This is a genomic window from Ornithinimicrobium cerasi, assembly GCF_003702705.1.
GTDB lineage: Bacteria > Actinomycetota > Actinomycetes > Actinomycetales > Dermatophilaceae > Ornithinicoccus > Ornithinicoccus cerasi.
In genome coordinates, this window is record NZ_QZMN01000015.1 from 43,869 (window position 1) to 69,768 (window position 25,900).

Sequence of the window (25,900 nt, forward strand, 5' to 3'; positions counted from 1 at the left end):
TCAGGCCCCTGGGCGCACCCACCGGTAGCCGCACGGCAGGAGCGGGTCGTCCAGGCCAGGCTGGTCGGGCGGGTGCTGGCGGACGTCGTTCATCGACCTCGGGAGGTCGAAGGGCAGCCGCCCCCTGGCCTGTCCGCGCAGAGCGGCGACGAGGGCCGGACCGCTGGTGCCGTAGCTCGCGACGACCGCGTCCGCGGCGTCGATCACGGGCCCCACCACGGCCGGGCGGTCGAGGGTGATGTCGACGACCAGCGGGCAGGAGGCCCTGATCCGGGACAGCCGGACGGGCAGCCCGGGAGGGAAGTCGAGCGAGCCCGCGCGGAACCACGCCTCCAGGAAGAGGTCCGAGCGCGGCTCGAAGGGCGCCTCGAGCCGCACGACGGCCAGGTCGGCGTCCTCGGGCCGTCCCACGACGGTGCCCAGCGCGGTCGCGTCCTCCGCCGACAGTCCCTCCACGTAGACCCGGATGCCCCCGTCGCGGAGCGGCAACAGCCCGCGTGGGTCCTTCAGCACCGTGACAGAAGCAGCCTGCGCCGCCAGCCCGGCGGCGACGAAGTCGTGGCACCCCACGGTCTCCGCCGCGACACCCTCGTCGACGTAGGGATCGTCGAACAGACCGAGGCGGAACTTCACGAGCAGCAGCCGTGCCGCCGACTCGTCGATCCTCCTCTCGCTCACCCGGCCCAGCGCCACCAGCTCCGCCAGGAGCTCCACGCACTCCTCCCCACCGAACTGGTCGCAGCCAGCCTCGAGCATCAGCTCCATCCGCCCGAGGGGGTCCAGGTGCTCGACGCCCCACGCCCGCGCAGGGAGCACCTGGTCACCGACGTGGTTGTCGTTGATGAGCTCCCAGTCGGAGAGCACCACCCCGTCGTAGCCGAGCTCCTCCCGGAGAAGACCCTGCAGGATGCGCCGGTTGAAGCCGAAACCCACCTCGGGCACCGGCTCGCCGGCCAGCTCGAGGCCGACCGGCATCCCGTAGTAGGGCATCATCGCGGCGACGCCGGCGGCCACCGCGTCCCGGAAGGGCTCCAGGTGGTCGGCGAACCGGCCGGCCGGGTAGACCTGCTCCCGCCCGTACGGGAAGTGCGCATCCTCCCCGTCCTTCTGGGCGCCGCCGCCGGGAAAGTGCTTCGCGGTGCACGCCACGGAGCCCGGGCCGAGGCTCTCGCCCTGCAGGCCACGCAGGAACGCCACCCCCAGCTCCGCGACGACCGCCGGGTCCTGCCCGAAGGTGTGCTGCTGGCGCGCCCAGCGCGGCTCGGTGGCCAGATCGATCGTCGGGTGCAGGGCGGCCCGGATGCCGACCGCGACGTACTCCCGACGGACGACTGCAGGTCACGTCCACGGGAGCCCCCCGCGCGGCGTCCGCTCACGGCGTCTCGCTCCTCCTGCACCCCGCCACCGAGCTCGAGGACGGGCTTGCCGGGTTGTGGCTGCGGGTCCGGGCCGAGGGCACCGACGCCCACCAGCCGCACGCGCTTCTCGGCACCGCGTCGGGCGGGACGACATGCAGGCGGGAGGCGTCCTCGAGCGGCGGTGCCCGTCTCGTCCGGCACGGGCTGGTCGACGGTCTGCGCTGGAGCTGGTCGCTCTCGTTGCTCGAGGAGCAGGTGGAGGGCCGGGCCGGCTGGTCGTGGGAGGTGCTCGTCACCAACGAGCGGAGCCAGCCGGTGGAGGTCGACCTGGTCCACGCGCAGGACCTGGCGCTGTCCCCCGCAGCGGTCCTGGCGGCCAACACCCTCTACCCCAGCCAGTTACCTCGACCTCACCCCCGTCGACCTCGGGAACGGCGGGACGGCGGTCGCGGTGCGCCAGAACATGCCCGGCCCCACGGCGCCGTGGGCACTCGTCGCCTGCCGCACCCCCGCGACCCGCTGGGCGACGGACCTCCTGCAGCTGACGGGGCGCGGTCTCCCCGAGGGTTCCCCGTGGCCCGGGCTGCGGCGCGACCTTCCCACCACGCGGCTGCAGCACGAGCACGCCGCGGCGGTCCTGCAGTCGGACCCCGTCACGCTGGCGCCGGGGACGAGCTGGCACAGCGGGTTCGTCGTCGTCACGCTGGCCGACCACCCCGGGGCGACGTCCGACGCGGACGCGACCGAGCTCGAGGGTGTCGCCCGGCCGGGCGAGGCGCTCCGCCATGCCGGCACCGACGAGGGCTCGGGAGAGCGAGGGGCCAGCCTTGTCGGGACGGGCGACGGCACACCTGCCGGTGCGGGCCCTCACCGGCGCCGAGCTCGACGACCTCGCCGGCCCTCGCCGCGACCACCCCGAGACCGTCGCCGGGACGGTGCTCAGCTGGTTCGACGACCACGGCGCCGACCTGGTGACGGCGGCGAAGCAGGCGGCCGTGCTCAGACCGCACGGGCAGATCCTGCGCCCGCTCGGGGAGCACGACGTCACGACCACGGTGTGGATGGACGGCAGCTTCTGCTCCCACCTCACCAGGGTCACGCCGCGCTGGGACGCTCGTTGTCGCTGCGACCGAGCCCGCTCGGGCTCGGCCGCGTGCACGGGCTGCGCGTCGCCATCGACCTCGGGCAGGGTTGGCAGCTGATGGGGACGCCGTCCCTGTGGCGGAGCGCGCTCGACTCGGCCACCTGGTGGTATGCCGTGGACGACCACCTCCTGCGCGTGCACGCCGACGGGCCGACCGCGGACGGACGGTGCCGGGTGGCCGTCGAGACCCTGCAGGGTGAACCGGTGCCGTCGATGGTGCTGCTGGCCCTCGACTGGAGCGGGGCTCCCGGTGCGACCGGAGACGTGGACGTGGCGGGCGGGGCCCTCACCGTGCGCGCGCCGGCGGATGCGCTGTCCGGGGCCGCCCCCGACGCGCGTCTGGAGGTGCGCGTCGACGGGTGCGAGCTGAAGGAGGTCGGCGACGACGCTGCCCTGTTCTCGGACGGTACGAGTCGTGGCGAGCCGGTGGTGACGATGAGGCTCGGGGCGGCTCGGTCCTGGTCGGTCGAGCTGACGGCACGCACGACCGGCGCGGACGGCGACGGCCCCCCAGCCCGGGAACGCGGGTGGTCCGACGTCGGCCGAATGGTCGGGCTCGGCACCGAGGCTGCGGGTCCTGCGGCGGACCTGCTCAGGCGGCTGGACGCGATCACCGGGTGGTACGCCCACGACGCGCTGGTCCACTACCTCTCGCCGCGCGGCCTGGAGCAGCACACGGGTGGAGCCTGGGGCACGCGTGACGTCTGCCAGGGTCCGGTCGGGCTGCTGCGGGCCTGGGGCGCCCACCCGCAGTGGCGCGAGCTGCTGCTGCTGATCTTCCGGGCGCAGCACGAGCGGGGCGACTGGCCGCAGGCCTTCGACTTCCTGCCGGCGCACCGGGTGGACGTGGTGGACACCGCACACGGAAACGTCGTCTACTGGCCGCTGCTCGCGCTCGGTCAGTACCTCGTCGCCACCGCCGACCACGGGATCCTGGACGAGGACGTGACCTTCACCGGAGACGGGTCGCCGGGATCGACCGCCTCGCTGCTCCATCACGTGCAGCGGGCGCTGGACGCGGTCGAGAGCACCTTCGTCGGGGGATACTCGTTGCCGGCCTACGGCCACGGCGACTGGAACGACTCGCTGCAGCCGGCCGACCCCGGGCTGGCACGCCAGATGGTGTCCACCTGGACCGTCGTCCTCCAGGCCGAGGCGCTGCGGCGGCTGGCCGACGTGGTCGGTGAGCGGCACGTCGAGACGGCGTCGCGTGACGACCGCACCGGGCTGCACTACTCGCTGCTGCCGATGATCCACGCGATCGCCGGTGACCTGCTCAGCCCCGAGGAGGCACGGGCGCACCTCGCGATCGTCGCGGAGCACCTCACCGGGCCCGACGGCGCCCGGCTCTTCGACCGCCCCGTCGCCTACCGCGGCGGACCGGTGGAGATGTTCCAGCGGGCGGAGGCCAGCACCTTCTTCGGCCGCGAGATCGGCATCATGTACGTCCACGCCCACCTCCGGTACGCCGAGGCTCTGGCTCGTGTCGGGGACGGAGCGGGACTGCTCCGGGCGCTCGCCCGCGCGGTGCCGATCGGCGTCACCGACCTCGTCCCCAGCGCCGCACCCCGCCAGGCCAACGCCTACTCCTCCTCCTCCGACGGGGCGTTCGCCGACCGATACCAGGCCTCGAGGGACTACGACCAGCTGCTTGCCGGCGAGGTCGCGCTGGAAGCGGGGTGGAGGGTCTACTCCAGTGGCCCCGGCCTCTTCCTCGAGGTGCTCACGCAGGGGATGGTGGGGCTCCGGCACGCGGGCGACGAGCTCGAGCTCGACCCCGTGCTCGACCCCGCGCTCGGCTCGGTGAGCGCCACGCTCGAGACCTCGGTCGGTGCGTTGCGCGTCGAGATCCGCGCCGGGGAGGCGGGCTTCGGCCCCGTCTCGGTCACCGCCGGTGCGAGGCCGTTGTCGGTCCGGCGCCTCGAGAACCCTTACCGCGTAGGCGGTGTGGCCGTTCCGATCTCCGAGGTGGCCGCGGTGGCAGGCACGGGAGAGCCGGTCGTCATCCAGCTCGGGTGAGGTGGCGCCGTCGCGAGGAACCGCCCGCCTGGTCGCGCCGGACCGCGCGCTCGGTCGGCAGAGGGCCGTGAGTGCTGGGACACTGGACCGGCCATGACGAACCCCGACACCGCCGAGCGCCGTCCCCTGACCGCCACCTACCGCATGCAGCTCCACGCAGGATTCACCTGCGACGACGCCCTGGCCGCGCTGCCGTACGTCGAGGAGCTGGGTGTCAGCCACGTCTACCTCTCGCCCGTCCTCACCGCGGTCCCCGGCAGCGAGCACGGCTACGACGTCCTCGACCACTCCCGGGTCAACTCCGAGATCGGGGGCCGACCGGCCCTCGAGCGGCTCGCTGCGGCGGCCCACGCCCGCGGCATGGGCGTCGTCGTCGACATCGTCCCCAACCACATGGCCCTCGTCTCCCCGTTCTGGCGCAACGCCCCCCTGTGGCAGGTCCTGCGCGAGGGCCCGACGTCGGGGCGCGCGCACTGGTTCGACGTGGACTGGGAGCACCTGGGCGGACGGTTCGGCATACCCGTGCTCGGGCAGCCGCTCGAGGACGCCCTCGCGGCCGGGGAGATCGAGGTCGGGACCGGCCGCGAGGACGAGGGGCCGGCGGCGGGGCAGCCGGTGGTCCGCTACTTCGAGCACGTGCTGCCCGTGGGGACCGGCACCGAGCACCTCACGGACGACCTGCCGGCGCTGCTGGAGGCCCAGCACTGGCTGCTCGGGCACTGGCAGGACGCCGCCGACGTGCTCAACTACCGCCGGTTCTTCGAGGTGGACGGGCTGATCGGGGTGCGCGTCGAGGAGGCCGACGTCTTCGAGGAGACGCACGCCGAGCTGCTGCGCCTGCACCACGACGGCGTCGTCGACGGCTTCCGGATCGACCACCCGGACGGTCTCGCCGACCCGGGCGGCTACCTGGCCATGCTGCGCGCGCACCTCCGTCCCGGTGCCCCGGTGTGGGTGGAGAAGATCCTCGAGGGGGCCGAGCGGCTCCCCTCCGCGTGGGCGTGCGAGGGCACCACGGGGTATGACGCGAACGCCGCCGTGCTCGGCGCGCTCGTGGACCCCACCACCGCGGACGTGGTGAGCACCGCGTGGTTCGCGACCGGTGGCGAGCCCGACCTCGACGTCGAGGTCGAGCGCTGCAAGCGGCAGGCCGTCGACGCGCTGCTCCAGCCCGAGGTCACCCGCCTCGTGCGGCGCGCCAAGGAGGCGTTGCCGCACGCCGACGAGCACCGGCTGCGTGCGGCGCTGACCGAGCTGCTCGTCGACGTCCACGTCTACCGCGCCTACATCCGCCCCGGCGAGCTCCCGGAGCCGGCGCTCGAGCAACCCCTGCTCGACGCGATCGAGCGTGCCCGCGCCACCCGGCCCGACCTCGAGGGCGAGCTCGTCGAGCTCGGCCAGCTGCTCCGCCGCCCGGACGTGAGCGTCGTCGACGCCGCGGCGGCCGCCGACCTGTGCGTGCGCTTCCAGCAGACCACCGGGCCGGTCATGGCCAAGGGGATCGAGGACACCGCCTTCTACCGCTGGCACCGCCTGGTCGCCCTCAACGAGGTCGGCGCGGACCCCCGTGCCGGGGAGGCGCCGGAGGTGACCACGCTGCATACCTGGGCGGTCCACCAGGCGAGGCACTGGCCCCTGGGCCTGACGACCCTGTCGACCCACGACACCAAGCGGAGCGAGGACGTGCGCGCGCGGATCCTCGCGGTCGCGGGGGACGCCGAGGCGTGGCGCTCGCTCTCGGCCGCCGGCGCGGCCGCGGCGCAGCGGCACGGCGTCGACGCACCCACCGCGCACCTCGTCTGGCAGACCCTCGTGGGGGCCGGTCGGGTCGAGCCGCACCGGCTGCACGCCTACCTGACCAAGGCCGTCCGCGAGGCCAAGCTGCACACCACCTGGGTCGAGCCGGACGAGGACTACGAGGCGCGCGTGCTCTCGCTGGCCGACGAGATGGTCTCGCACGAGGGGGAGGTCAGCGCGGCGATCGCCGAGGCGGTGCGCGACAACGAGCAGACGATCCGCACCCTGACCCTGACCCAGAAGCTCGTCCAGCTGACGCTGCCCGGCGTGCCGGACACCTACCAGGCCGCGGGGCTCGCGCTCGTCGACCCGGACAACCGTCGCCCGGTGGACTACGAGGAGCGGCTGGAGCGGCTGCGCCGGCTCGACGCGGAGGGACGCCCGCACGACCTCGCCGACGAGGTGCTGTGGCTGCGCTCGCGGGTGCTGCGGCTGAGGTCCTGGCTCCCGCAGGCCTACGGCCCCGGGGCCGGCTACCAGCCCGTGGAGGCCGGGCCGCACGTGCTCGGCTTCCTGCGCGGCGGGGTGGCGGCCACCCTGACCATCCGGGCGCCGCGGGCGCTCGGCGGCGCGGGCGGGCTCGGCGGGACGCGGGTCCCGTTGCCCGCCGGGCACTGGCGCGACGCGCTGACGGGCACCGACCACCACGTCGACGAGGAGGGCGTGCTCGCCGTCGACGTCTTCGCCGCCGGGCCGGTCGCCCTGCTCGTGACGGCCCGCGACCTCGAGGAGGGACCCCGGTGAGCGGACGCCCGAGCCCCGCTGCCGACCCCCGCACCTACCGGCTCTGGGCGCCCGACGCCTCGGCCGTCGAGCTGCGGCTGGGGGCCGGCTCCGCTCTCGCCGTGCCGATGGCGCGGGTGGACGGGGGCTGGTGGGAGGTCGCCGCCGACCCCGGGGACGGCCGTTACGCCTTCGCCCTGGACGGTCGCCCGCCGGTGCCCGACCCCCGCTCGCGGCACCAGCCGGACGGGGTCCACGCGCCCAGCGCGCTGGTCGACACGTCGGCGTTCGCCTGGACCGACCACGGCTGGCGCGGCGTGCCGCTGCAGGACGCGGTCGTCTACGAGCTGCACGTCGGCACCTTCACGCCCGAGCGCACCTTCGACGGGGTGGTCCGCCACCTCGCCCACCTCGCCGACCTCGGGGTCACCGTGGTCGAGCTGATGCCGGTCGCCGCGTTCCCGGGGCGGCACGGGTGGGGCTACGACGGGGTCGCGCCGTATGCCGTGCACGCCCCCTACGGCGGTCCCGAGGGGCTGGTCCGGCTCGTCGACGCCGCCCACGCCCGGGGGCTCGCGGTCTGGCTCGACGTCGTCCACAACCACCTCGGGCCGAGCGGCAACTACCTCGGCCAGGTCGCCCCCTACTTCACCGACCGCCACCACACCCCGTGGGGCGACGCGGTCAACCTCGACGGCCCCGGCAGCGACGAGGTCCGCGCCTACCTGCTCGACAACGTCCGCCTGTGGCTGGAGGACTACCACCTCGACGGGCTGCGCCTGGACGCGGTGCACGCCCTCCACGACGAGCGGGCCGTCCACCTCCTCGAGGACCTCTCCGCCCTCGCGGACGAGATCAGCCGGAGCAGCGGCATACCCCGGAGCCTGGTCGGGGAGAGCGACCGCAACGACCCGGCCACGGTCGCGCCCCGCGCCGGCGGCGGGGTCGGCGGGACGGGCCTGCACGGGCAGTGGGCCGACGACGTCCACCATGCGCTGCACGTCGCGCTGACGGGGGAGGACCAGGGCTACTACGCCGACTTCGCCGACCCCGGCGCGCTGCCGAAGGTGCTGGGGGACACGCCCTTCTTCCACGACGGGACGTGGTCGAGCTTCCGCGGGCGGCGGCACGGCCGGCCGGTGGACCCCGCGGTCACCCCCGGGTGGCGGTTCGTCGCCTCCCTGCAGACGCACGACCAGGTCGGGAACCGGGCGATGGGCGACCGGATCGGGCACGGCATCCCGGCGGGTCGGGCGGCGGCCGGGGCGGCGCTGCTGCTGACCTCCCCCTACACGCCGATGCTGTTCATGGGCGAGGAGTGGGGCGCCTCGACGCCGTGGCAGTACTTCACCGACCACGAGGAGGAGGAGCTGGCCGCGTCGATCCGGGAGGGGCGGCAGCGGGAGTTCGCCGAGCACGGCTGGGCCGGCCAGGTCCCGGACCCTCAGGACGAGGGGACGGTCTCCGCGTCGACGCTGCGCTGGGACGAGGTGGCCGGCGGGGGTCACGCGGAGCTGCTGGGGTTCTACCGCGAGCTGATCCGGCTGCGGCGCACGATTCCGTCGCTGCGGTCCACGCCGCTCGGCGAGGGGCGCGTGTCGCGGCCGGAGGAGGGCGTGGTCCTCGTGGAGCGTGGTGACGTGCGCGTCGTGGCGGTGCTCGGGAGCGGGTCGACGTCGGTGCCGACGCCGGACGGGGCGGAGGTGCTGGCGAGCTTCGGCGAGGTGACGGCAGGGGACGGGCGTATCGTCGTGGGGCCGGAGTCGGTCGTGGTGGTCGGAGGTCGAGGATGAGCGGGATGCGGGAGCGGCGGCCGTTCCACCGCCCGACGCTGCGCCCGTCCGAGGTCCTCGAGGACGTCGCCGGGGGGATCGACCCGCTCGAGGCCGTCGAGGCCGCGCACCGCACGGCCGAGCTGGTGGTGGGGCGCGGGCGGGACACCGACGACCCGCGGCTGACCGCACGGCTGGTGGCGCTCGTGCAGGAGGTGGGCCTCTCGACCGTCGCGGAGATGTGGGCCGACCGGCCGGCGCGGACGCTGCCCGGCGCCCTGTGGCGGCTCTACCTCCTGCACGAGTGGGTCCAGCGCCAGCCCGAGGAGACCGCGCGGCTGTTCGCCGCCGGTGCCGGGCACGCGGAGGTCTACCGGGCCATCGCCGGCGTGGCCGAGCCGCCGGACACGGAGGGCCTGCGCAGGCTCACCGAGCAGATCCTCACCGGGGTGTTCACCGGTGACCTCGCCATCGCGCTCGAGCGGGCCGCCGCGTTCTGCCAGGTGATGGCGGTGGGACTGGCCGAGCCCGGTGTCGAGCACGTGCCGCTCGAGCAGGTCCGTCGTGGCGCGCGGATGCGCGACACCGCCGACGACCTGTCCGCCTGCGCCCGGCTCTGGCGCCTCGGCGACCTGCACTGACCGCGAGCGCGTCGTTCGGCGGCGCCATCCACGTGGACGCCGTGAGCCCGCTGTGCGACGTCCGCCTCTGTGGTGGCTGACTGTTCTCAGGGCGACACCGGGCCACCCCGGTGCTCGGCACGAGGACGGTGCCTCGAGGCTGGCGCGTGCGGAGGAGACCCGCCTCACACCGGGAACAGACGGCAGGCCGGGCCCGTTGGACTGGTCGCGTGCCGGGCCGCGGCAGCCCCGGGCTCCAACATTCGCCGCCTTGAGCGGCCTCGCGCCGAGAGGCGCTCCCGGTCCGGCACGCACCAGCTCCCACCTGACGGCGGCGGCCCCTCACGGTCGGTCGGACGCTCTCCGGGTCGGTCCGCGACCTCCCCCTCCGTCAGTGGGGTGGTGTCGTCCGTCAGTGGGGTGGGAGTGTTGTCGTCAGTGGGGCGGGCGGTGTCGCTCGACCGCCTCCACCGTGGCATCGGCTCCCGTGCCGCGCATCGTGCACACGAGGATCTCGCCCTTGTCCAGTGACGTCCTCGCCAGCCCCGACAGGAGCTGGCGGTCGCCGCGCGACAGGACCGACCCGGCCCGTCGCCGCAGGGTCGACAGCACCGGCCCGAACAACGGCCCGTGGCTGCACAGGACCGTGGGCCGGGCCGCCTCGAGCACGCGGGCCAGGTGCTTGTCGACCTTTCCCGGGCGTGCCTCGAAGCCCTCCTCCGACAGCCCTTTCCGGGTGAGGAGCTCGGCCCCGCTCGCGTCGAGGAACGGCCGTACCGTGGCGACGCACCGTTCGGCCGGGCTGGAGAGCACGGCCACCGGCGCGTAGGCCTGCAGCACGGGGACCATCCGGGCCGCCTGCCGGCGGCCCACCTCGTCCAGCGGTCGCAGGGGGTCGGGCCGGGACCAGCTGCCCCGGGCGACCGCCACCGCATGACGCACGACGAGCAGCGGCCAGGTCGCCAGCCGACCTTGCGTCAGCAGCCCCGCCACGGCGTCGAGCTGGTCGCGGTCGCGGGCGTAGGTCAGCCGCCCGGCCGCTTCCTCGACCCCGAGCCAGGCGACCTCGTCGACCTCGTGCTCCAGCTCGCCGGTGCCGTCGACCACCTCCGCGGCCCAGTACCGCACCCGCTTCCACCCACCGCTCTGGAGCGTGTACGCGGACTCGGGAAGCGGCATACCCAGACGCACCCTCAGCCCCGTCTCCTCGAGGGTCTCCCGCGCAGCGGCGGCCGCCCAGTCCTCGCCGCGGTCCAGCTTGCCCTTGGGCCAGGACCAGTCGTCGTAGCGCGGCCGGTGCACGAGCGCGACCTGCAGGCGTTCCCCCGTCCCGCGGAACGGGACCGCGCCGGCAGCCCGCACCGTGACCCGGTTCACGAGGCGTCTGGGCCTGCGGCGTACATGACGTCGACGGCGGAGCGCTCGAAACCGAGCTTGCCGTAGGTCGCGATCGCCGCGGCGTTGTCACCGTCGACGTACAGGGTCGCCGTCTCGCAGCCGACCGCGCGCAGGTGGTGCAGCCCGAGCACCGTGATCGAGCGACCGAGACCGCGGCCCTGGTAGTCCGGGTCGACGCCGACGACATACACCTCGCCCGTGGAGGAGCCCGGCTCGACCTTGGTCCAGTGGAACGCCGCCAGTCGCGGCCCGCCGTCCGGGTCGCGCGCCGTGACGTCCTCGACGAGGAGGAAGCCCTGCGGGTCGAACCACGGCTCGGACTGGCGCTCGCGCAGGTCGGTGCCGGTCATCCGTCCCTGCTCGGCGTGGTGCGCGAAGGCCCGGGCGTTGACCGCCAGCCAGGGCTCCTCGTCCGACCCGACGCGGAAGGGCCGGACGACGAGGCCCTCCGGCAGGTCGCGCACCTCCGGCAGCTCGCACCACTCCCCACGCAGCGGAAGGCTCATCTGCCACAGCTCGCGCACCACGACGAGCGAGCGCGAGGTGTAGAGGCGTCGGGCGTCCTGGAGGTCGCCGTGCGACCACAGCCGCACCGACGGCCACCGGCGGAGCGCGTGGTCGAGGAGCGCGCCGCCGACGCCGCGGCGACGGTGGTCGGGATCGACCACGAGCTCGGCGGAGGGAGCCTGCGCGTCACCCTCGTCGACGTGGCCGTAGGCGACGACCCGGTCGTCCTGCGTCGCGACGAGGTGCGTGGAGGCGCTCCCGGTCGGAGCCTCCTCGGCGACCCTGCGCGCCTCGAGCACGGTCTGCTCCGACAGGGGGCGGACGCCGTCGTGCCGGGCGGCCCGGACGGCGAGGGCGAGCACGTCGCCGGAGAGACGCGGAGGCAGCGTGCGCAGCTCCTCGACGGTGATGGGGCCTGGCATGGGCGCCAGTCTCGCACGACCGGCCGACCTCGTCAGCGATGGTCGCCCCGCGGCCCGCTGAAGCGGTAGCCGACGCCGCGGATGGTGCTGATGAGCGACTCCCGCTCCGGTCCCAGCTTGGCGCGCAGCCGTCGGATGTGGACGTCGACGGTCCGCGTGCCCCCGTAGTAGTCGAGCCCCCAGACCTCCTGCAGCAGCAGGTCGCGGGTCACGACACGCCCGGGGCGCTGCACGAGGTAGCGCAGCAGCTCGAACTCCTTGAAGGTCAGGTCCAGCGGCTGGCCGCCCGCGCGCACCGACCAGCTGGCCTCGTCCACCACGACGTCCGCAACGCGGATGGCCTCCGGCTCGGCGTGGCCCCCGCCCTGCGCCGGCACCGACCCCCGTCCCTGGCGGTCGCGGCCCAGGAGGAGTCGGACGCGTGCACCGACCTCGGTCGGGCCGGCCCCGGTCGCGCACACGTCGTCGGCGGGCCAGCCGGCGTCGACGAGCCCCAGCGCCGTCTCCCCGAGGACGGCGAGCACCGGGCAGCCGAGCTCCAGGGCGGCGAGCGAGCGCAGGGTGCCGTGGCCGACCATGAGGTCGGTGACGAGGTCGACGAGCACGAGGTCGGGCTCGCGGGCATGGTGGCCGTCGGTCAGCAGCACGCCGACGTCCATCCCGTGCACCGTCACCACGTGCGGGAGCAGCGCCAGGCCGGGCAGCACGGAGGGCACCGCGTCCGCCGCGGGGAGGTGGGTGCTCAGCAGCACCAGGTCGGCCACCCCCACAGGATAGGGACCGCGTACACGGATAATGGTCAGATGACGACGACGCCAGCCGACACGACCCCGCGCGCCGGGGTCCCTGTCCCGGTGACCGTGGCGGTCGTCGTGGTGTGCCTGGTCCTCGGTATGGCGTCGCTCGCCTCCGCCGGTGTGCTCGCCTTCGCGCTCGCCGGCGCGGTCGTCCTCGTCGCCTGGGGGTGGGCCGGGGCGCTCGCGCTGCCGACCCCCCGGGGCACCGTGGGGACGATCGTCGTGGGCGGGTTGGCTCTCGTCGCGGCCGTCGGCCTGCCCGACGAGGGCCCCTGGCTGTCCTGGGTGCCCGCGGCGCTGGCCCTGGCGATGCTCGCGGCCTTCGTCCACCAGCTGCTGCGCCGCGACGGCCGGCCGCGCGTGGTTCAGTCGGTGAGCGCCGTGGTGCTGGCGCTGGGGCTGCTCGCCTGCGGCGTGCTGCTCGTGCCGCTCACCCGGACCGAGGCGGGCACGGAGCTGGTGATCGGTGCCCTCGCCGCCGCCCTGGCGTCCTCGGTCTCCGACCTCGCCGGCCGGTGGCCGGGGCTCGCGGGGTGGCTGACCCCCCTCGCGCTGACCGTCGGTGGTGCCGCGGCGGTCCTGGTCGCGCTGGTGATGGAGGCGGAGTGGACGACCTGGCTGCTGCTCGGCGTGGCGAGCGCGGCGCTGAGCCACGCCCTGCGCGCCGTCCTGGGCCCGCTGCCCGCGATGAGCCAGCCCCGCCCGCGACTCGTGGCCGCGCTCACCTCGGTGCTCGTGGTCGGCGTGGTGCCCTACCTCGTGGCCGGGGCGCTCGTCCCCGACGCGCTCCTCTGACGAGGAGCGGGACAGACGCGGCGGAGCTCGGCCGACACGTGCGACTGGATCGGGTGCCCGGTGGCCGCCATGTCCATCACCCACATCATGTTGCCCTTGACGTAGCCGTAGAGCCGGTGGGCGGCGGCATACTCCTTGGCGTGCGGGCTGCGCATGACGCCGTCGGTGCGCAGCTCGACCTTCGCGGGCGACATCTCCCCGGCGTACAGCTCCACGATCCCGGTCGGGTGGGCGAGGAGGAGCTCGACCTCCGTGCCGTCGGGCTGCGGCCGCCAGAACCCGGTCTCGACCGCCGCGGCCCGCTCCTGGTTGCCCTGCTCGTCGAGCAGCCAGGCCCGGGAGGTCCACATGAGGAACGGCCGGCCGTCGTGGGTGACGTCGATCTCCTGGCCGAAGTTGCGCGACTCGATCGAGGGGTAGCCGACCACCCCTGCCCCCGCCCAGGAGCCGATCATCCAGGCGAGCGGGGCGCACTGGGGGTGCATGGTGGGGTCGATCTCGATGGGCACCGCCCCATGGTAGGCGTCAGCCGCAGACGCCGCTGAACCCGCTCGTCGGCGACACGTTGTCGACGTAGGACCCCATGGAGTCCGTCCGCAGCGCCTCCGAGAGCCGCCCCATCTGGCTCTGCGACATCAGGACGATGGACCCGGCGACCGGGTGGTCGGAGATGCCGCACCACGGTCCCTGCCAGAAGCTGATGTCGCCGCCGCGGACGTTGCGCATCGAGAAGCCGAGGTCGCGCATGTCACCGACCCGCAGGTCCTCGTCGACCGTGAGGTTGGTCGTGGCGGCGTCCACGAAGGAGGCCAGGCGGGCCGGGTTGGTCAGCGTCTCGCGGGAGAGCGCCTTGAGCATGACCGCCTTGACGAACTGCATCTGGCGCTCGCCCCGGGAGATGTCACCCTGGGAGAGCGAGTAGCGCTCGCGGACGAAGCGCAGTCCCTCGTCGCCGTTCATGTGCTGCACGCCGGTGCTGAACCCGCCGCCGCCCTCGGTCACCGTGACGTCGACGCCGCCGATCGCGTCGGTCATGGCCCGGAAGCTCTCGAAGTTGACGATGACGACGTGGTCGATCGGCACGTCGACGAGCGGCTGCAGCGTCTGCACCAGGAGCGGTGCGCCACCGTAGGAGTAGGCCGCGTTGATCTTGGAGGAACCACCGGTCCCCGCGATCGGCACGAACAGGTCGCGGGGGAAGTGGACCAGGTCGACCCGGTCGCGGTCGTCGCTGATGTGCATGAGGACGATGACGTCGGACCGGCCCCGCTCGACCCCGAGGTCCCGGCTGTCGGTCCCGATGATGAGGAAGTTGAGGGCGTCCCCGGCGGTGGGGGTGCGCTCGGGGCTCGTCGCGACCACCTCGAGCCCCTCGACGTCGATGACCGTGCCGTCCTCGGCCACGATCGGGGCGACCGGTCCGTCCTCCTCCTCACCGTCGCCGGCGCCGTCGTCACCCTCGGCGCCCGTGTCCCCCGGGGCCTCGCCCGTCTCCCCGGCGTCGTCCTGCCCCGGTCGGTTGCCGCCGGTCAGGTCGGGGGAGATCGTGATGACGTCGTCGTCGTCGGCGCGCAGCTCCTCGTGGGTGATGTTGTCCGCGACCGTGCGCTGCAGGAAGAACGCATACCCCGCCACCACGAGGATCCCGACGAGCGCCAGCACCCCCACCACCTGGGCCATCGCGCGCAGGGGACGCCGCCGTCGCCGCTCGCGACGCGTGCCCCCCGGGACGTCGGCTGAGCCGCTCGGACGGTCCTCGTACCCCATGGGGTGGGAGTGTACGGTCCCCGGCTGGGGTCCGGGACCCGTCCGCAGGTGCCGTAGCGTGCAGGGCATGAGTGTGCTGCTGACCCGCCCCGGCGCCGTCGTCGGCGCCGGTCCCGACGCCGGTGTCGCGTCGCACTACGGGGGACCGCACAAGGAGCAGGTGCTCCTCGCCGAGGGCCTGGCCGTCGTCGACCTCTCCCACCGCGGCGTCGTCACCGTCTCCGGCCCGGACCGTCTCTCCTGGCTGCACTCGCTCACCACCCAGCTGCTCATCGACCTGCCGCCGCGCACGTCGAGGGAGACCCTGATCCTGTCCCCGAAGGGTCACGTCGAGCACGCCCTCCACGTCGTGGACGACGGGGACACCACGTGGCTGACCACCGAGCCCGGCGCGTCCGGCGCCGTGGCCGGGTGGCTCGACTCCATGCGCTTCATGCTCCGGGTCGAGGTCGAGGACGTCTCCGACCGGTATGCCGTGCTCGGCGAGCCCGTGGGGGCGGAGTCGGTCGAGGGCGAGCCGATCGCCTGGGTCGACCCCTGGCCCACCCTCGTCGGGGACACCTTCGTCTACGGACCCGAGCCGGCCGACCACCCCGCGCTGGGCCGGTCCTGGCGCGAGCTCGTCGTCCCGGTGGAGGAGCTCGAGGCCGCCGTCGGCGACCGGCCGCTCGCCGGGACGTGGGCCGCCGAGGCGCTGCGGGTGGCGGCCTGGCGCCCGCGCGCCGGCGTCGACACCGACCACCGCACCATCCCGCACGAGCTGGACTGGCTGCGCACCGCCGTGCACCTGCACAAGGGCTGCTACCGCGGGCAGGAGACCGTCGCGCGGGTGCGCAACCTCGGCCGTCCCCCGCGCCGGGTGGTCTTCCTCCACCTCGACGGGTCCGGCCACGTGCTCCCCGAGCCCGGCGCCGAGCTCGTGCCCGTCGACGGCGGCCGCCCCGTCGGCCAGCTGACCAGCGTGGCGCGGCACCACGAGGACGGGCCGATCGCGCTGGCCGTCGTCAAGCGCAACCTCGACCCCGCGACGGTCCTCCTGGCCGGCACCACCAGCGCGGCCCAGACCGTCGTCGTCGCCCCCTGACGCACCACTCCTGACGCACCGACGGGGCCGACGGACCCGTCGGCCGGACCTGGGCGTGCGCGCCCCGAGGCGCGTGCACGGCACACCCCCGCCCCTGAGAGGATCGGCGCATGCCCGGAACGCTCATCACCGTCGCGCCCACGGGGGCCGAGACCGCCAAGGCCGACGTGCCGCAGCTGCCCACGACCCTGGAGGAGCTGGTCGAGACGGCGCAGCGGTGCGAGGCGGCCGGCGCGGGCCTCGTCCACGTGCACGTGCGCGACAGCGACGCGGGGCACGTCCCCACCCTCGACCCCGTCCGCCTGCGCGACACCGTGCAGGCGCTGCGCGAGGCCACCGACCTCGTCGTCCAGCTCTCCACCGGCGGCTCGGTCCACGACCCCCTCGAGGCGCGGCTCACCGTCCTCGACGCCGAGCCCGACTCCTGCAGCCTGACGTGCGGCACGCTCAACTTCGGCGACGACGTCTTCCTCAACCCGTTCCCGTTCATGAGCGACCTCTACGTGCAGGCGCAGGAGCGGGAGGTGGTGCCCGAGTTCGAGCTGTTCGACCTCGGCCACGTCGCCGCGCTGCGGCGGCTGCTCGACCGCCACGGGCTGCCGTACGGCGGCAAGGTCCACGTCGACCTCGTCACCGGGGTGCCCGGCGGGATGCCCGGCACCGTCGAGGCGCTGGTGGCCGCCGTGCAGATGCTGCCCCCCGAGGTCACCAGCTGGTCGGCCACCGGCATCGGCCGCGCCCACCTGCCGGTCGCCGCCGCCGCCCTGGCGATGGGCGGGCACCTGCGCGTCGGGATGGAGGACAACCTCGTGTATGCCCGGGGCAGGCCGGTGCAGCACAACGCCGAGCTGGTGGAGCGGGTGGCGGGCCTGGCCACGACGATGCAGCGCCCGCCCCTGCGCCCCGACGAGGCACGTGAGCTGCTCGGGGTCAAGGAGAGGCGGTCGCGATGACCCAGGACCTCGGCACCGGGCGCCCCGGGCCCCTCACGACCCGGCCCCCCGGCGAGGACGACCCCGTCGCCCCGCGTGAGCGCCACGCCCCGAGCCCGCTCGGGGCGGCACCAGTCGTCGCGGAGGTGGTCCGCAGCGGCTTCGTCGAGTCGGTCCACCACGGGATCGTCGCGGCCACCGGCCCGGACGGCAGCCTCCTGCTGGCGGTCGGCCCCGTCGACGCACCCGTCCTGCCCCGCTCCTCGCTCAAGCCCCTGCAGACGGTGGCGATGCTGCGCGCCGGTGCGGTGCTGGACGGCGAGGAGCTCGTCGCCCTCGCCTCCGCGAGCCACTCCGGCGAGGACTTCCACCAGGAGGGGGCCCGTCGCATCCTGGCCTCCGTCGGCCTGACCGAGGCGGCTCTGCAGAACACCCCCGACCGGCCGCTCTCCGAGGAGCACCGCGCCCGCTGGGTCGCGGAGGGCCGCCCGCCGGCGGCGGTCGCGCAGAACTGCTCCGGCAAGCACGCCGCGATGCTCGCCGCGTGCGTCGCCGCCGGGTGGGACACCGCCGGCTACCGCGACCCCGACCACCCGCTGCAGCGGCTCGTCGTCGAGGTCGTCGAGGAGCTGACCGGCGAGCCCGTCGGCGGCGTGACCGTCGACGGGTGCGGCGCACCGGCGCTCGCGGTCACCCCGGCCGGGCTCGCCCGGGCGTTCGGGCGCCTGGCGTCCGCCGCGCCGGGGACGCACGAGGCCCGGGTCGCGGACGCGCTCCGCGCCCACCCGCGCTGGCTCGGCGGCACCGGCCGCGACGTCACCCGGCTGGTGGAGGGCGTCCCCGGGCTCATCGCCAAGGACGGGGCGGAGTCGGTGTATGCCGTGGGGCTCGCCGACGGGACCGGCCTCGCCGTGAAGATCACCGACGGGGGCGAGCGCGCCCGGGTCGTCGTCACGACCGCGGCGCTGCGCCGGCTGGGGGCGCTCGACCTCGGCCCCGGCGTCGCCGACGTGCTGGCCGCCCTCGACGCCGAGGCGGTGGTGCGCGGTCACGGCCGGGCAGTGGGGGCCGTCCGCGCCGTCCCGCTGCCGTGAGGGCGGTCCTGCAGCGGGTGACGCGGGCCAGCGTCAGCGTCGCCGGCGAGGTCGTCGGCGCGGTGGAGCGGCCCGGGATCCTCGCGCTCGTGGCGGCCACCCACGACGACGGCCCGGCCGAGGTGGAGACGATGGCGCGCAAGATCGCCGAGCTGCGCATCCTGCGCGACGAGCGGTCGGTCGCCGAGGCCGGGGCGCCGGTCCTCGTCGTCAGCCAGTTCACCCTCTACGGCCACACCCGCAAGGGCCGCCGGCCCTCGTGGGGCGACGCCGCCCCCGGCCCGGTGGCCGAGCCCCTGGTCGACGCGCTCGTCGCGGCGCTGCGGGCCCGCGGGGTGGAGGTGGCCACCGGCGTGTTCGGCGCCGCGATGGAGGTGGAGCTCGTCAACGACGGACCCTTCACGGTGATCGTCGACACCTGAGCGCCGCCGACCGGCGCTCCGGGACCTCCCAGCGGGACCGCATACCCTGTGGTCATGATGGCGCTCAACTCCGCCCAGAACCTCCTCGCCGCCGCCGTCGGTCTGGGGGTCTTCGCAATGATGCTGTGGGCGCTCGTCCACTGCGCGCGTACCCGGCAGGACGCCTTCCCGGCGGCCGGCAAGCGGACCAAGACGTTCTGGCTGCTGCTCACCGGGGGCGCGACGCTCGTCGGGTTCATCTTCATGCTCAACCCGTTCAACCTGTTCAACCTGGCCGCGATCGTGGCGGCCGGTGTCTACCACGCCGACGTCAAGCCCGCGGTCAACGGCGTCCAGCGCGGCGGCCAGGGGACCCACATGGGTCCCTACGGGCCGTGGTGACGCGCCCCGGCGCCCCTCGCACCCAGTTCGTCGACGGCCCCGCGGGGCCCCTGGAGATCCTGCGCACCGGCTCCGGCGACCCCAGCACGCTCCTCGTGCACGGGCTGGCGGGGTCGATCAGCACCACCCGCCCGTACGCCACCGGGGTCCCCGGACGGCGCACCTTCGTGCACCTGCGCTGCCACGGCCGCTCGGTCACGCCCCCCGGTGGCTTCGGGTATGCCGATCTCGCGGCCGAGGTCTGGTCCGTCGCCGACCACCAAGACGTACGGGCCGACCGCGCCCTGGGCGTCAGCATGGGCGCGGGGGCGATCGTGAACGGGCTGACGCGCGACCCGGACCGGTTCGAGCGCGTCGTGCTGGTGGTGCCCGCCTCCCTGGACCGGGTGCGGTCGGACGCTGCCACGCAGGCCCTGGGCACCCTCGCCGCCCGCCTGGAGGCCGGTGACCTCGAGGCGGTGACCGACCACCTCGTGGCCGGGCAGCCGGAGTCGACGAGGGCCGACCCGGCCGTGCGGACCTGGGCCCGGGGCCAGGCGGAGCAGCTCCTCGCGAGCGGCGTCGCCCGGGCGCTGCGGGTGGTGCCCGAGCAGGTGCCGGTGCCGGACCGGTCGCTGCTGGCGCGGGTCACCTGCCCGGTGCTGGTCCTCGCCCAGGAGGGCGATCCCACCCACCCGGTGGCGGTGGCCGAGGAGCTGGCCGGCCTGCTGCCCCGCGCGACGCTGCGGGTGTCGGGGCCAGGTGGCATCATGTGGGCAGATCGTTCCGCCACCCGTGACGTCGTGGGGTCCTTCCTCGCGGGGCGATGAGGAACCCCCCATGCAGGAGGCGCGCAGGGCGCCTCCGACGAAGGAGTGCTCTGCCGTGATCAGCACCAGCGACCAGCCGCCCGGGACGACGGGGAAGGACCGCACCCGTGACGTCTTCGTCACCGAGCGTCCGTGGGGGAGGTTCCAGCAGTTCGCGAGCAACGAGGTGGTCACGGTGAAGACGATCACCGTCGAGCCCGGCCACCGCCTCTCGCTGCAGACCCACGGCCACCGCGCCGAGATGTGGCACGTGCTCGACGGGGAGGTCGACGTGCAGGTGGGGGAGCGGACCTGGGTCGCCCGCACCGGGGAGATGGTGTGGGTGCCCGAGGGGTCCGTGCACCGCCTCGGCAACCCGGGCACGGAGCCGGCCCGCGTGCTCGAGCTGGCGTTCGGCGAGTTCGACGAGGCGGACATCACCCGGCTCGAGGACGACTACACCCGGCTCGGGGACGACGACACCCGGCTCGGGGACGACGACACCCCCTGACGCGGTCCTCCCGGCACGGACGGGCCGGCGGGTCAGCGCGCCGGGGCGACCGCGTCCCAGGCGACACCGAGCTCGCCCAGCCGCCACCGGGCGGGGCCGCCGAGCACCGGCCAGCCCCGGTCCCGCACGTCCGCCGCGCTCGCGACGAACCGCTGGCGGGCTCCGTAGGAGGCGAGCGGGGAGTGCCGGGCCCAGGCCGCGTCCAGAGCCTGCAAGAACCCGTGCACCCCCTCGCCCGGGACGTTGCGGTGGATGAGGACCTTGGGCAGGCGCTCGGCGACGACCGAGGGACGGTCCAGCCCCGCCAGCCGCCAGGCCAGGGTGAGCGAGCGTGGTGCCGGGAGACCGTCGGGGCCCCGGCGCACGTCCACCCACGCCGCCAGCCGGCCCAGCTCGTCGCACGTCCCCTCGACGAGCGCACCCCCCGGGGACAGCCGGCCGACCACCGAGGCCCACGCGGCCGCGGTGTCCTCCTCGGCATACTGCCGGAGCACGTTGAACGCCCGGACCACGTGCGGGGACCCGCCGGCGGGCACCGGCACCTCGAACCCGCCCAGCACGAACTCCACCCTGGGCGGGTCCGCGACCGCGACGCCGCGGGCCACCCGCTCGGGGTCGATCTCGACGCCCACGAGCCGGACGTCCGGCCGCACCCGCGCCAGCCGGTCCGCCAGCTCGAGCACGGTGACGGGCGAGGCGCCGTAGCCCAGGTCCACCACCACCGCCGGACCCGTGGGCGCACGCAGGACGTCGCGCAGCGCCCACGCCATCCACCGGTCGACGCGGCGCAGCCGGTTGGGGTTCGTCGTGCCCCGGGTGATCGTGCCGACGGGGCGGGCGCGCACGCTCCTGGGGGTCACCGGCCCAGGGTAGACGGGCACCGGCCGCCCGTCCTCGCCGTGCCAGACTGGCCGGATGACCAGCGACGTGCCCGGTGGCAGCCTGCCCCGGGTCGCGATGGTCGCGCTCCACACCTCCCCGCTCGAGCGGCCCGGCACGGGAGACGCCGGGGGGCTCAACGTCTACGTCGCCGAGACCGCCGCCCGTCTCGCGCGGCGCGGCGTGGACGTGGACGTCCTCACCCGCGCGGCCGGCCAGGGCCCCGGGACGGTCGTCCTCGCCGACGGCGTCACCGTGCACCACGTCCCCGCCGGGCCGCCCGCCCCCCTCGACAAGCAGGAGCTGCAGGCCCACCTCGCCGAGTTCGCCGACGGGCTCGCCGCCCGGACCAGCGACCGGGGGTATGCCGTGATCCACTCCCACTACTGGCTCGCCGGGGAGGTGGCCAGGATCGCCGGGGCGCGGTGCGGGGTGCCGTTCGCCCACACGGCGCACACCCTGGGGCGGGTCAAGAACCTCGCGCTCGCGGCGGGCGAGACCGCCGAGCCGCCGGTGCGGCTCGAGGGGGAGCAGCGGGTCGTGGACGCGGCCGCCGCGCTGGTCGCCAACACCCAGGACGAGGCGCGCGCGCTCCGCGAGCACTACGCCGCCGACCCGGCGCGGGTGCGCGTCGTGACCCCCGGCGTCGCCCTGGAGACCTTCCGGCCCGGCCCGCGCGACGTGGCGCGGCGGGCCCTCGGCCTGCCGCAGGACGCGGTCGTGCTCCTCTTCGTCGGCCGCATCCAGCCCCTCAAGGCCCCCGACGTGCTCGTCCGGGCCGCGGGCGAGCTGGTCCGCCGCGACCCGGCCCTGCGGGGGCGGCTCGTCGTGCTGGTCCTCGGCGGGCTCTCGGGGTCGGGCCGGGCCGACCCGGAGGCCCTGCGGCGCGTCGTGAGGGAGGAGGGGCTGGACGGCGTCGTGCGCTTCGGGCCGTCGGTGTCGCGGGAGGAGCTCGCCCAGCACTACCGGGCGGCGGACCTGCTGGCCGTCCCCTCGCACAACGAGTCCTTCGGCCTGGTGGCGCTGGAGGCGTTGGCCTGCGGCACGACCGTCGTCGCCGCCCGGGTCGGGGGGCTGCCCGTCGCGGTAGGGGAGGCCGGTGTGCTCGTCGACGGCCACCACCCCTCCGCCTGGGCGGACGCCCTCGCCCGGACGCTCGCGGAGGACGCCGACCCCGCAGCCCTGGCTTCCCGGTCGGCCCGGGCGGTCGCCCACGCCTCGCACCACTCCTGGGAGCGGACCGTCGACGCGCTCCTGGCGACCTACACGGAGGTGACGTCATGACCGACGCGACCACGCTGCATACCCTGCTCGACCACCTCGGCGTCGCCTGGGAGGACGGCGGGCGCGAGGGCGAGACGGTGGTCACCCTGCCCGGTGAGCGCAAGCTGCGGACGGTGGCCTCGCTGCACGTCGGCGAGCGGGCCCTGGAGCTGCGCGCGTTCGTCATCCGCAACCCCGACGAGCGGCACGAGGACTTCTACCGCCACCTCCTGCGGCGCGCGCTGCGCCTGCCCGGGCTCGGGTATGCCGTGGACGCGGCGGGGGACGTCTACGTGACCGCCCGCGTCCCGCTCGGCGGGCTCGACGAGCAGGTCCTCGACGAGCTGCTCGGGGGGGTGCTGGCCGCCTGCGACGAGCCGTTCGACGAGCTGCTGCGGATCGGGTTCTGGACCTCGATCCGCAGGGAGTGGGCGTGGCGGGTGTCGCGGGGTGAGCCGACGGCCAACCTCCAGGCGTTCCGCGCCGAGCTCGAGGCGGCGGACGCGGCGGAGGCGGCCGACGCGGCGGACGCGCCCGGGACCTCGGGTGCCGCGGACGCCTGACCCCGGCGCGGGAGCCCCCGATAGTGTGGGCGCATGAGCGCCGAGTACACCCTGGTCCTGCTCCGCCACGGCGAGAGCGAGTGGAACGCGAAGAACCTCTTCACCGGCTGGGTCGACGTCGACCTCACCGAGAAGGGCCGGGAGGAGGCCGTCCGGTCCGGGAGGCTGATGAAGCAGGAGGGGCTGCTGCCGGACGTCGTGCACACCTCGCTGCTGCGCCGGGCGATCACCACCGCCAACCTCGCCCTGGACGTGGCCGACCGGCACTGGATCCCGGTGCACCGCTCCTGGCGGCTCAACGAGCGGCACTACGGCGCGCTGCAGGGCCTGGACAAGGCGGCGACCCGGGACAAGTACGGCGACGAGCAGTTCATGCTGTGGCGTCGCAGCTTCGACACGCCGCCGCCGCCGATCGACCCGGACGACGAGTTCTCCCAGGCGCACGACCCGCGCTACGCCGGGACGGACGGGGAGATGCCGATGACCGAGTGCCTCAAGGACGTCGTCGTGCGGATGCTGCCCTACTGGGACTCCGACATCGTCCCGGACCTGCGGGAGGGTCAGACGGTGCTGGTCGCCGCCCACGGCAACAGCCTGCGCGCCCTGGTCAAGCACCTGGACCGCATCAGCGACGAGGACATCGCCGGCCTCAACATCCCGACCGGCATCCCGCTGCTCTACGAGCTCGACGCGGACCTGCGCCCGGTGACCGCCGGTGGCCGCTACCTCGACCCCGAGGCGGCGGCCGCGTCGATCCAGGCGGTCGCCAACCAGGGCAAGCACTGACCGACGCGAGGTCGGGTCAGACGGCCTCGAACTTGTAGCCGAGCCCCCGCACCGTGACGATGCGCACGGGGTTGGACGGGTCGGGCTCGAGCTTGGCGCGCAGCCGCTTGACGTGCACGTCCAGGGTCTTGGTGTCACCGACGTAGTCGCTGCCCCAGACGCGGTCGATGAGCTGACCCCGGGTGAGCACCCTCCCGGCGTTGCGCAGCAGCATCTCGAGCAGCTCGAACTCCTTGAGGGGCAGCTGCACGGGCCGGCCGTCCACCTGGACGGTGTGCCGCTCGACGTCCATCCGGACGGGGCCGGCCTCCACGGTCGCGGGAACCAGCTCCTCGGGCTCGCTCAGGCGGCGCAGCACCGCCTTGATCCGGGCGAGCAGCTCGCGCCCGGAGTAGGGCTTGGTCACGTAGTCGTCGGCCCCGAGCTCCAGGCCCACCACCTTGTCGACCTCGGAGTCCTTGGCGGTCAGCATGATCACCGGCACCGAGGACCGCTGCCGCAGCGCCCGGCAGACGTCGACCCCCGAGATCCCCGGCAGCATGAGGTCGAGCAGGACGAGGTCGGCCCCCGAGCGGTCGAACTCCGCGAGCGCGGCCGGGCCGGTGGCGGCGACGGCCACGTCATACCCCTCCTTCTCCAGGAGGTAGGAGAGGGGGTCGGAGAACGACTCCTCGTCCTCCACCACGAGAATGCGCGTCATCGTGCTCACCTTTCGACGGGACGGTCGGAACGGGTCGGGGCGCCGGCGGGGAGGGCGTCGCCGTGGGCCGGGTCGGCCACCCGCGCCCGGTCCCCCGAGGCGTGGGGCGCGGGGGAGCCGGTCGGGCGGGGGTCGTCGGCCACGGCCGGCAGGCGCAGGGTGAAGGTCGAGCCCTGTCCCTCCTGGCTCCACAGCGTGATGTCCCCGCCGTGGTTGGCGCAGATGTGCTTGACGATCGACAGGCCCAGGCCGGTGCCGCCGGTGAGGCGGGAGCGGGCGGCGTCGACGCGGTAGAAGCGCTCGAAGATCCGCTCCTGGTCCGGGGCCGAGATGCCCTGGCCCTGGTCGCTGACCGCGACCTCGACGACGTCGTCGACGCGGCGCGTGACGACGCTGACGCGGGTCCCGTCCTCGGAGTAGGTGATGGCGTTGGTGAGCAGGTTGCGGATCGCGGTGACGATCAGGTCGCGGGCCCCGTAGATCCGCAGCCGGGCCGGGTCGTCCCCCACCGCGGTGACGATCTCGTGCGACCCCGCGAGCGAGGCGGTCTGGTCGACCGCCTCGGCCGCGCAGGCGGAGACGTCCACGATGACCATCTCGGCCAGCAGGTCGCTCGTCTGCAGCCGGGAGAGGTCGACGATCTCGGTCACCAGGTGGGCGAGGCGCCCGGCCTCGGTCTTCATCCGCCGCGCGAAGCGGGCCACGGCCTCCGGGTCGTCCGCGGCGTCCTCGACCGCCTCCGCGAGGAGGGCGAGGCCTCCGACGGGGGTCTTCAGCTCGTGGCTGACGTTGACGACGAAGTCACGCCTGACCTGCTCGACGCGGCGCGCCTGGGTGCGGTCCTCGACGAGGATCAGGACGAGCTCGTCGCTGATCCGGGCCACCCGGGTGTTCAGCTGCAGGCGCCCCGTGCGGAAGGGGCCGCGGGTCACCTCGATGTCACGCTCGCGGACGGTGCCGTCGCGCAGCACCGCGGCGACCTGGGCGCGCAGCTCGTCGTTGAGCAGGTTGTGCCCCCGCACCAGCCCGAACGCCAGGGCGGGGGAGGTGGCGGTGCGGACCCGGTTGCTGCGGTCCATGACGATGGCGCCCGAGCGCAGCACCCCGAGCACGTCGGCGACGCCCCGGGGCAGGGTGGCCCGTTCGTGCTCGGCCTCCCGGACCGCCTGCTCGGCCGCGCGGCGGGCGGGGACGCTCGCCACCCACCAGAGGAGGAGGCCGGCCGCCAGCCCGGCGAGGACGCCGAGCACGAAGGCGGTCACCGGGGTCACAACGCCACAGTATGCATCCCCGTCACCTGCTGTCCCCGCACGGGACGGGGGCCGGTGAGGCAGAGTTCATCGTGCCGTCGTACGGTGTTCATGCGACCCTGGGAGTG

General features: G+C 74.8%; 24 protein-coding genes and 3 pseudogenes. 18 read left to right on the top strand and 9 right to left on the bottom strand.

The window, feature by feature from the left end; genetic code table 11:
* Positions 1 to 1,332, bottom strand: a pseudogene (locus D4B81_RS15740) (glycoside hydrolase family 3 protein); the annotation flags it as partial.
* Here D4B81_RS15740 and D4B81_RS19335 point away from each other — a divergent pair.
* From D4B81_RS19335 to D4B81_RS15770, 7 genes and pseudogenes are all read left to right on the top strand, one after another.
* Positions 1,332 to 1,742, top strand: a pseudogene (locus D4B81_RS19335) (hypothetical protein); the annotation flags it as partial. The pseudogenes D4B81_RS15740 and D4B81_RS19335 sit on opposite strands and share 1 nt — an antisense overlap.
* A 25-nt stretch (positions 1,743 to 1,767) precedes the next feature.
* Positions 1,768 to 2,019 (top strand): annotated as a pseudogene (locus D4B81_RS19340) (hypothetical protein); the annotation flags it as partial.
* Positions 2,020 to 2,143: 124 nt separating this feature from the next.
* Complete coding sequence (locus D4B81_RS15750) at positions 2,144 to 2,560, top strand: hypothetical protein (protein WP_161965214.1); 417 nt, start codon at positions 2,144 to 2,146, stop codon at positions 2,558 to 2,560.
* Positions 2,512 to 4,521 (top strand): GH36-type glycosyl hydrolase domain-containing protein, encoded by a 2,010-nt coding sequence (locus D4B81_RS15755; protein WP_122263644.1) that lies wholly within the window; start codon positions 2,512 to 2,514, stop codon positions 4,519 to 4,521. Before D4B81_RS15750 ends, D4B81_RS15755 begins: the two co-directional genes overlap by 49 nt.
* A 93-nt stretch (positions 4,522 to 4,614) precedes the next feature.
* Positions 4,615 to 7,062, top strand: coding sequence for a malto-oligosyltrehalose synthase (gene treY / locus D4B81_RS15760; protein ID WP_122263645.1), 2,448 nt, complete (start codon positions 4,615 to 4,617; stop codon positions 7,060 to 7,062).
* Positions 7,059 to 8,834 carry a malto-oligosyltrehalose trehalohydrolase gene (treZ, locus tag D4B81_RS15765; RefSeq protein WP_122263646.1) on the top strand — a complete coding sequence of 592 codons (1,776 nt, stop codon included), beginning with the start codon at positions 7,059 to 7,061 and terminating at the stop codon, positions 8,832 to 8,834. Before treY ends, treZ begins: the two co-directional genes overlap by 4 nt.
* A complete protein-coding gene (locus D4B81_RS15770; protein ID WP_237566051.1) occupies positions 8,831 to 9,454 on the top strand; it encodes a hypothetical protein in 624 nt (207 codons plus the stop codon). The genes treZ and D4B81_RS15770 overlap by 4 nt, the downstream gene beginning before the upstream one ends.
* 414 nt (positions 9,455 to 9,868) lie before the next feature.
* On the opposite strand, the gene D4B81_RS15775 is transcribed toward D4B81_RS15770, so the two are convergent.
* The 3 genes from D4B81_RS15775 to D4B81_RS15785 are packed head-to-tail and all read right to left on the bottom strand — an operon-like array spanning position 9,869 to position 12,524.
* Positions 9,869 to 10,810 carry an NUDIX hydrolase gene (locus D4B81_RS15775; protein WP_122263647.1) on the bottom strand — a complete coding sequence of 314 codons (942 nt, stop codon included), beginning with the start codon at positions 10,808 to 10,810 and terminating at the stop codon, positions 9,869 to 9,871.
* Positions 10,807 to 11,760: a mycothiol synthase gene (gene mshD / locus D4B81_RS15780; protein WP_122263648.1), complete on the bottom strand. Its 954-nt coding sequence runs from the start codon at positions 11,758 to 11,760 to the stop codon at positions 10,807 to 10,809. Before mshD ends, D4B81_RS15775 begins: the two co-directional genes overlap by 4 nt.
* 32 nt (positions 11,761 to 11,792) lie before the next feature.
* On the bottom strand, positions 11,793 to 12,524 hold the full coding sequence (locus D4B81_RS15785; RefSeq protein WP_122263695.1) for a winged helix-turn-helix transcriptional regulator: 732 nt from the start codon (positions 12,522 to 12,524) through the stop codon (positions 11,793 to 11,795).
* A gap of 39 nt (positions 12,525 to 12,563) precedes the next feature.
* Between D4B81_RS15785 and D4B81_RS15790 the strand changes: the two genes are divergently transcribed.
* Positions 12,564 to 13,352, top strand: a complete 789-nt coding sequence (locus D4B81_RS15790; RefSeq protein WP_122263649.1) for a hypothetical protein — start codon at positions 12,564 to 12,566, stop codon at positions 13,350 to 13,352.
* On the opposite strand, the gene D4B81_RS15795 is transcribed toward D4B81_RS15790, so the two are convergent.
* A complete protein-coding gene (locus D4B81_RS15795) occupies positions 13,310 to 13,861 on the bottom strand; it encodes a heme-binding beta-barrel domain-containing protein (protein WP_122263650.1) in 552 nt (183 codons plus the stop codon). The genes D4B81_RS15790 and D4B81_RS15795 overlap by 43 nt on opposite strands.
* A gap of 16 nt (positions 13,862 to 13,877) precedes the next feature.
* On the bottom strand, positions 13,878 to 15,119 hold the full coding sequence (locus D4B81_RS15800; protein ID WP_122263651.1) for an LCP family protein: 1,242 nt from the start codon (positions 15,117 to 15,119) through the stop codon (positions 13,878 to 13,880).
* A 67-nt stretch (positions 15,120 to 15,186) separates the two neighbouring features.
* Between D4B81_RS15800 and ygfZ the strand changes: the two genes are divergently transcribed.
* The 7 genes from ygfZ to D4B81_RS15835 all read left to right on the top strand — a co-directional run bounded on the left by ygfZ (position 15,187) and on the right by D4B81_RS15835 (position 20,331).
* Positions 15,187 to 16,203 (top strand): CAF17-like 4Fe-4S cluster assembly/insertion protein YgfZ, encoded by a 1,017-nt coding sequence (gene ygfZ / locus D4B81_RS15805; protein ID WP_122263696.1) that lies wholly within the window; start codon positions 15,187 to 15,189, stop codon positions 16,201 to 16,203.
* Positions 16,204 to 16,313: 110 nt separating this feature from the next.
* On the top strand, positions 16,314 to 17,156 hold the full coding sequence (locus D4B81_RS15810; protein ID WP_122263652.1) for a beta-keto acid cleavage family enzyme: 843 nt from the start codon (positions 16,314 to 16,316) through the stop codon (positions 17,154 to 17,156).
* Complete coding sequence (locus D4B81_RS15815; RefSeq protein WP_122263653.1) at positions 17,153 to 18,229, top strand: asparaginase; 1,077 nt, start codon at positions 17,153 to 17,155, stop codon at positions 18,227 to 18,229. The genes D4B81_RS15810 and D4B81_RS15815 overlap by 4 nt, the downstream gene beginning before the upstream one ends.
* Positions 18,226 to 18,651 carry a D-aminoacyl-tRNA deacylase gene (dtd, locus tag D4B81_RS15820; protein ID WP_122263654.1) on the top strand — a complete coding sequence of 142 codons (426 nt, stop codon included), beginning with the start codon at positions 18,226 to 18,228 and terminating at the stop codon, positions 18,649 to 18,651. Before D4B81_RS15815 ends, dtd begins: the two co-directional genes overlap by 4 nt.
* A 54-nt stretch (positions 18,652 to 18,705) precedes the next feature.
* Positions 18,706 to 19,032 (top strand): DUF2516 family protein, encoded by a 327-nt coding sequence (locus D4B81_RS15825; protein WP_097188873.1) that lies wholly within the window; start codon positions 18,706 to 18,708, stop codon positions 19,030 to 19,032.
* Entirely contained in the window at positions 19,029 to 19,841 is an 813-nt protein-coding gene (locus D4B81_RS15830) for an alpha/beta fold hydrolase (RefSeq protein ID WP_122263697.1), read from the top strand. Before D4B81_RS15825 ends, D4B81_RS15830 begins: the two co-directional genes overlap by 4 nt.
* Positions 19,842 to 19,896: 55 nt before the next feature.
* Positions 19,897 to 20,331 (top strand): phosphomannose isomerase type II C-terminal cupin domain, encoded by a 435-nt coding sequence (locus D4B81_RS15835; RefSeq protein ID WP_237566052.1) that lies wholly within the window; start codon positions 19,897 to 19,899, stop codon positions 20,329 to 20,331.
* A 32-nt stretch (positions 20,332 to 20,363) separates the two neighbouring features.
* Here D4B81_RS15835 and D4B81_RS15840 read toward each other — a convergent pair whose 3' ends face one another.
* Positions 20,364 to 21,176 carry a class I SAM-dependent methyltransferase gene (locus tag D4B81_RS15840; protein ID WP_122263656.1) on the bottom strand — a complete coding sequence of 271 codons (813 nt, stop codon included), beginning with the start codon at positions 21,174 to 21,176 and terminating at the stop codon, positions 20,364 to 20,366.
* Between the two features lie 70 nt (positions 21,177 to 21,246).
* Here D4B81_RS15840 and mshA point away from each other — a divergent pair, with 70 nt between their 5' ends.
* The 3 genes from mshA to D4B81_RS15855 are packed head-to-tail and all read left to right on the top strand — an operon-like array spanning position 21,247 to position 23,822.
* A complete protein-coding gene (gene mshA / locus D4B81_RS15845) occupies positions 21,247 to 22,494 on the top strand; it encodes a D-inositol-3-phosphate glycosyltransferase (protein ID WP_122263657.1) in 1,248 nt (415 codons plus the stop codon).
* Positions 22,491 to 23,036, top strand: a complete 546-nt coding sequence (locus tag D4B81_RS15850; protein ID WP_122263658.1) for a YbjN domain-containing protein — start codon at positions 22,491 to 22,493, stop codon at positions 23,034 to 23,036. Before mshA ends, D4B81_RS15850 begins: the two co-directional genes overlap by 4 nt.
* 33 nt (positions 23,037 to 23,069) lie before the next feature.
* Positions 23,070 to 23,822, top strand: coding sequence for a phosphoglyceromutase (locus D4B81_RS15855; protein WP_122263659.1), 753 nt, complete (start codon positions 23,070 to 23,072; stop codon positions 23,820 to 23,822).
* Between the two features lie 16 nt (positions 23,823 to 23,838).
* Here D4B81_RS15855 and D4B81_RS15860 read toward each other — a convergent pair whose 3' ends face one another.
* Complete coding sequence (locus D4B81_RS15860) at positions 23,839 to 24,522, bottom strand: response regulator transcription factor (RefSeq protein ID WP_097188810.1); 684 nt, start codon at positions 24,520 to 24,522, stop codon at positions 23,839 to 23,841.
* Positions 24,523 to 24,527: 5 nt separating this feature from the next.
* Positions 24,528 to 25,793 carry a sensor histidine kinase gene (locus D4B81_RS15865; protein WP_122263660.1) on the bottom strand — a complete coding sequence of 422 codons (1,266 nt, stop codon included), beginning with the start codon at positions 25,791 to 25,793 and terminating at the stop codon, positions 24,528 to 24,530.
* Between the last annotated feature and the right edge of the window lie 107 nt (positions 25,794 to 25,900).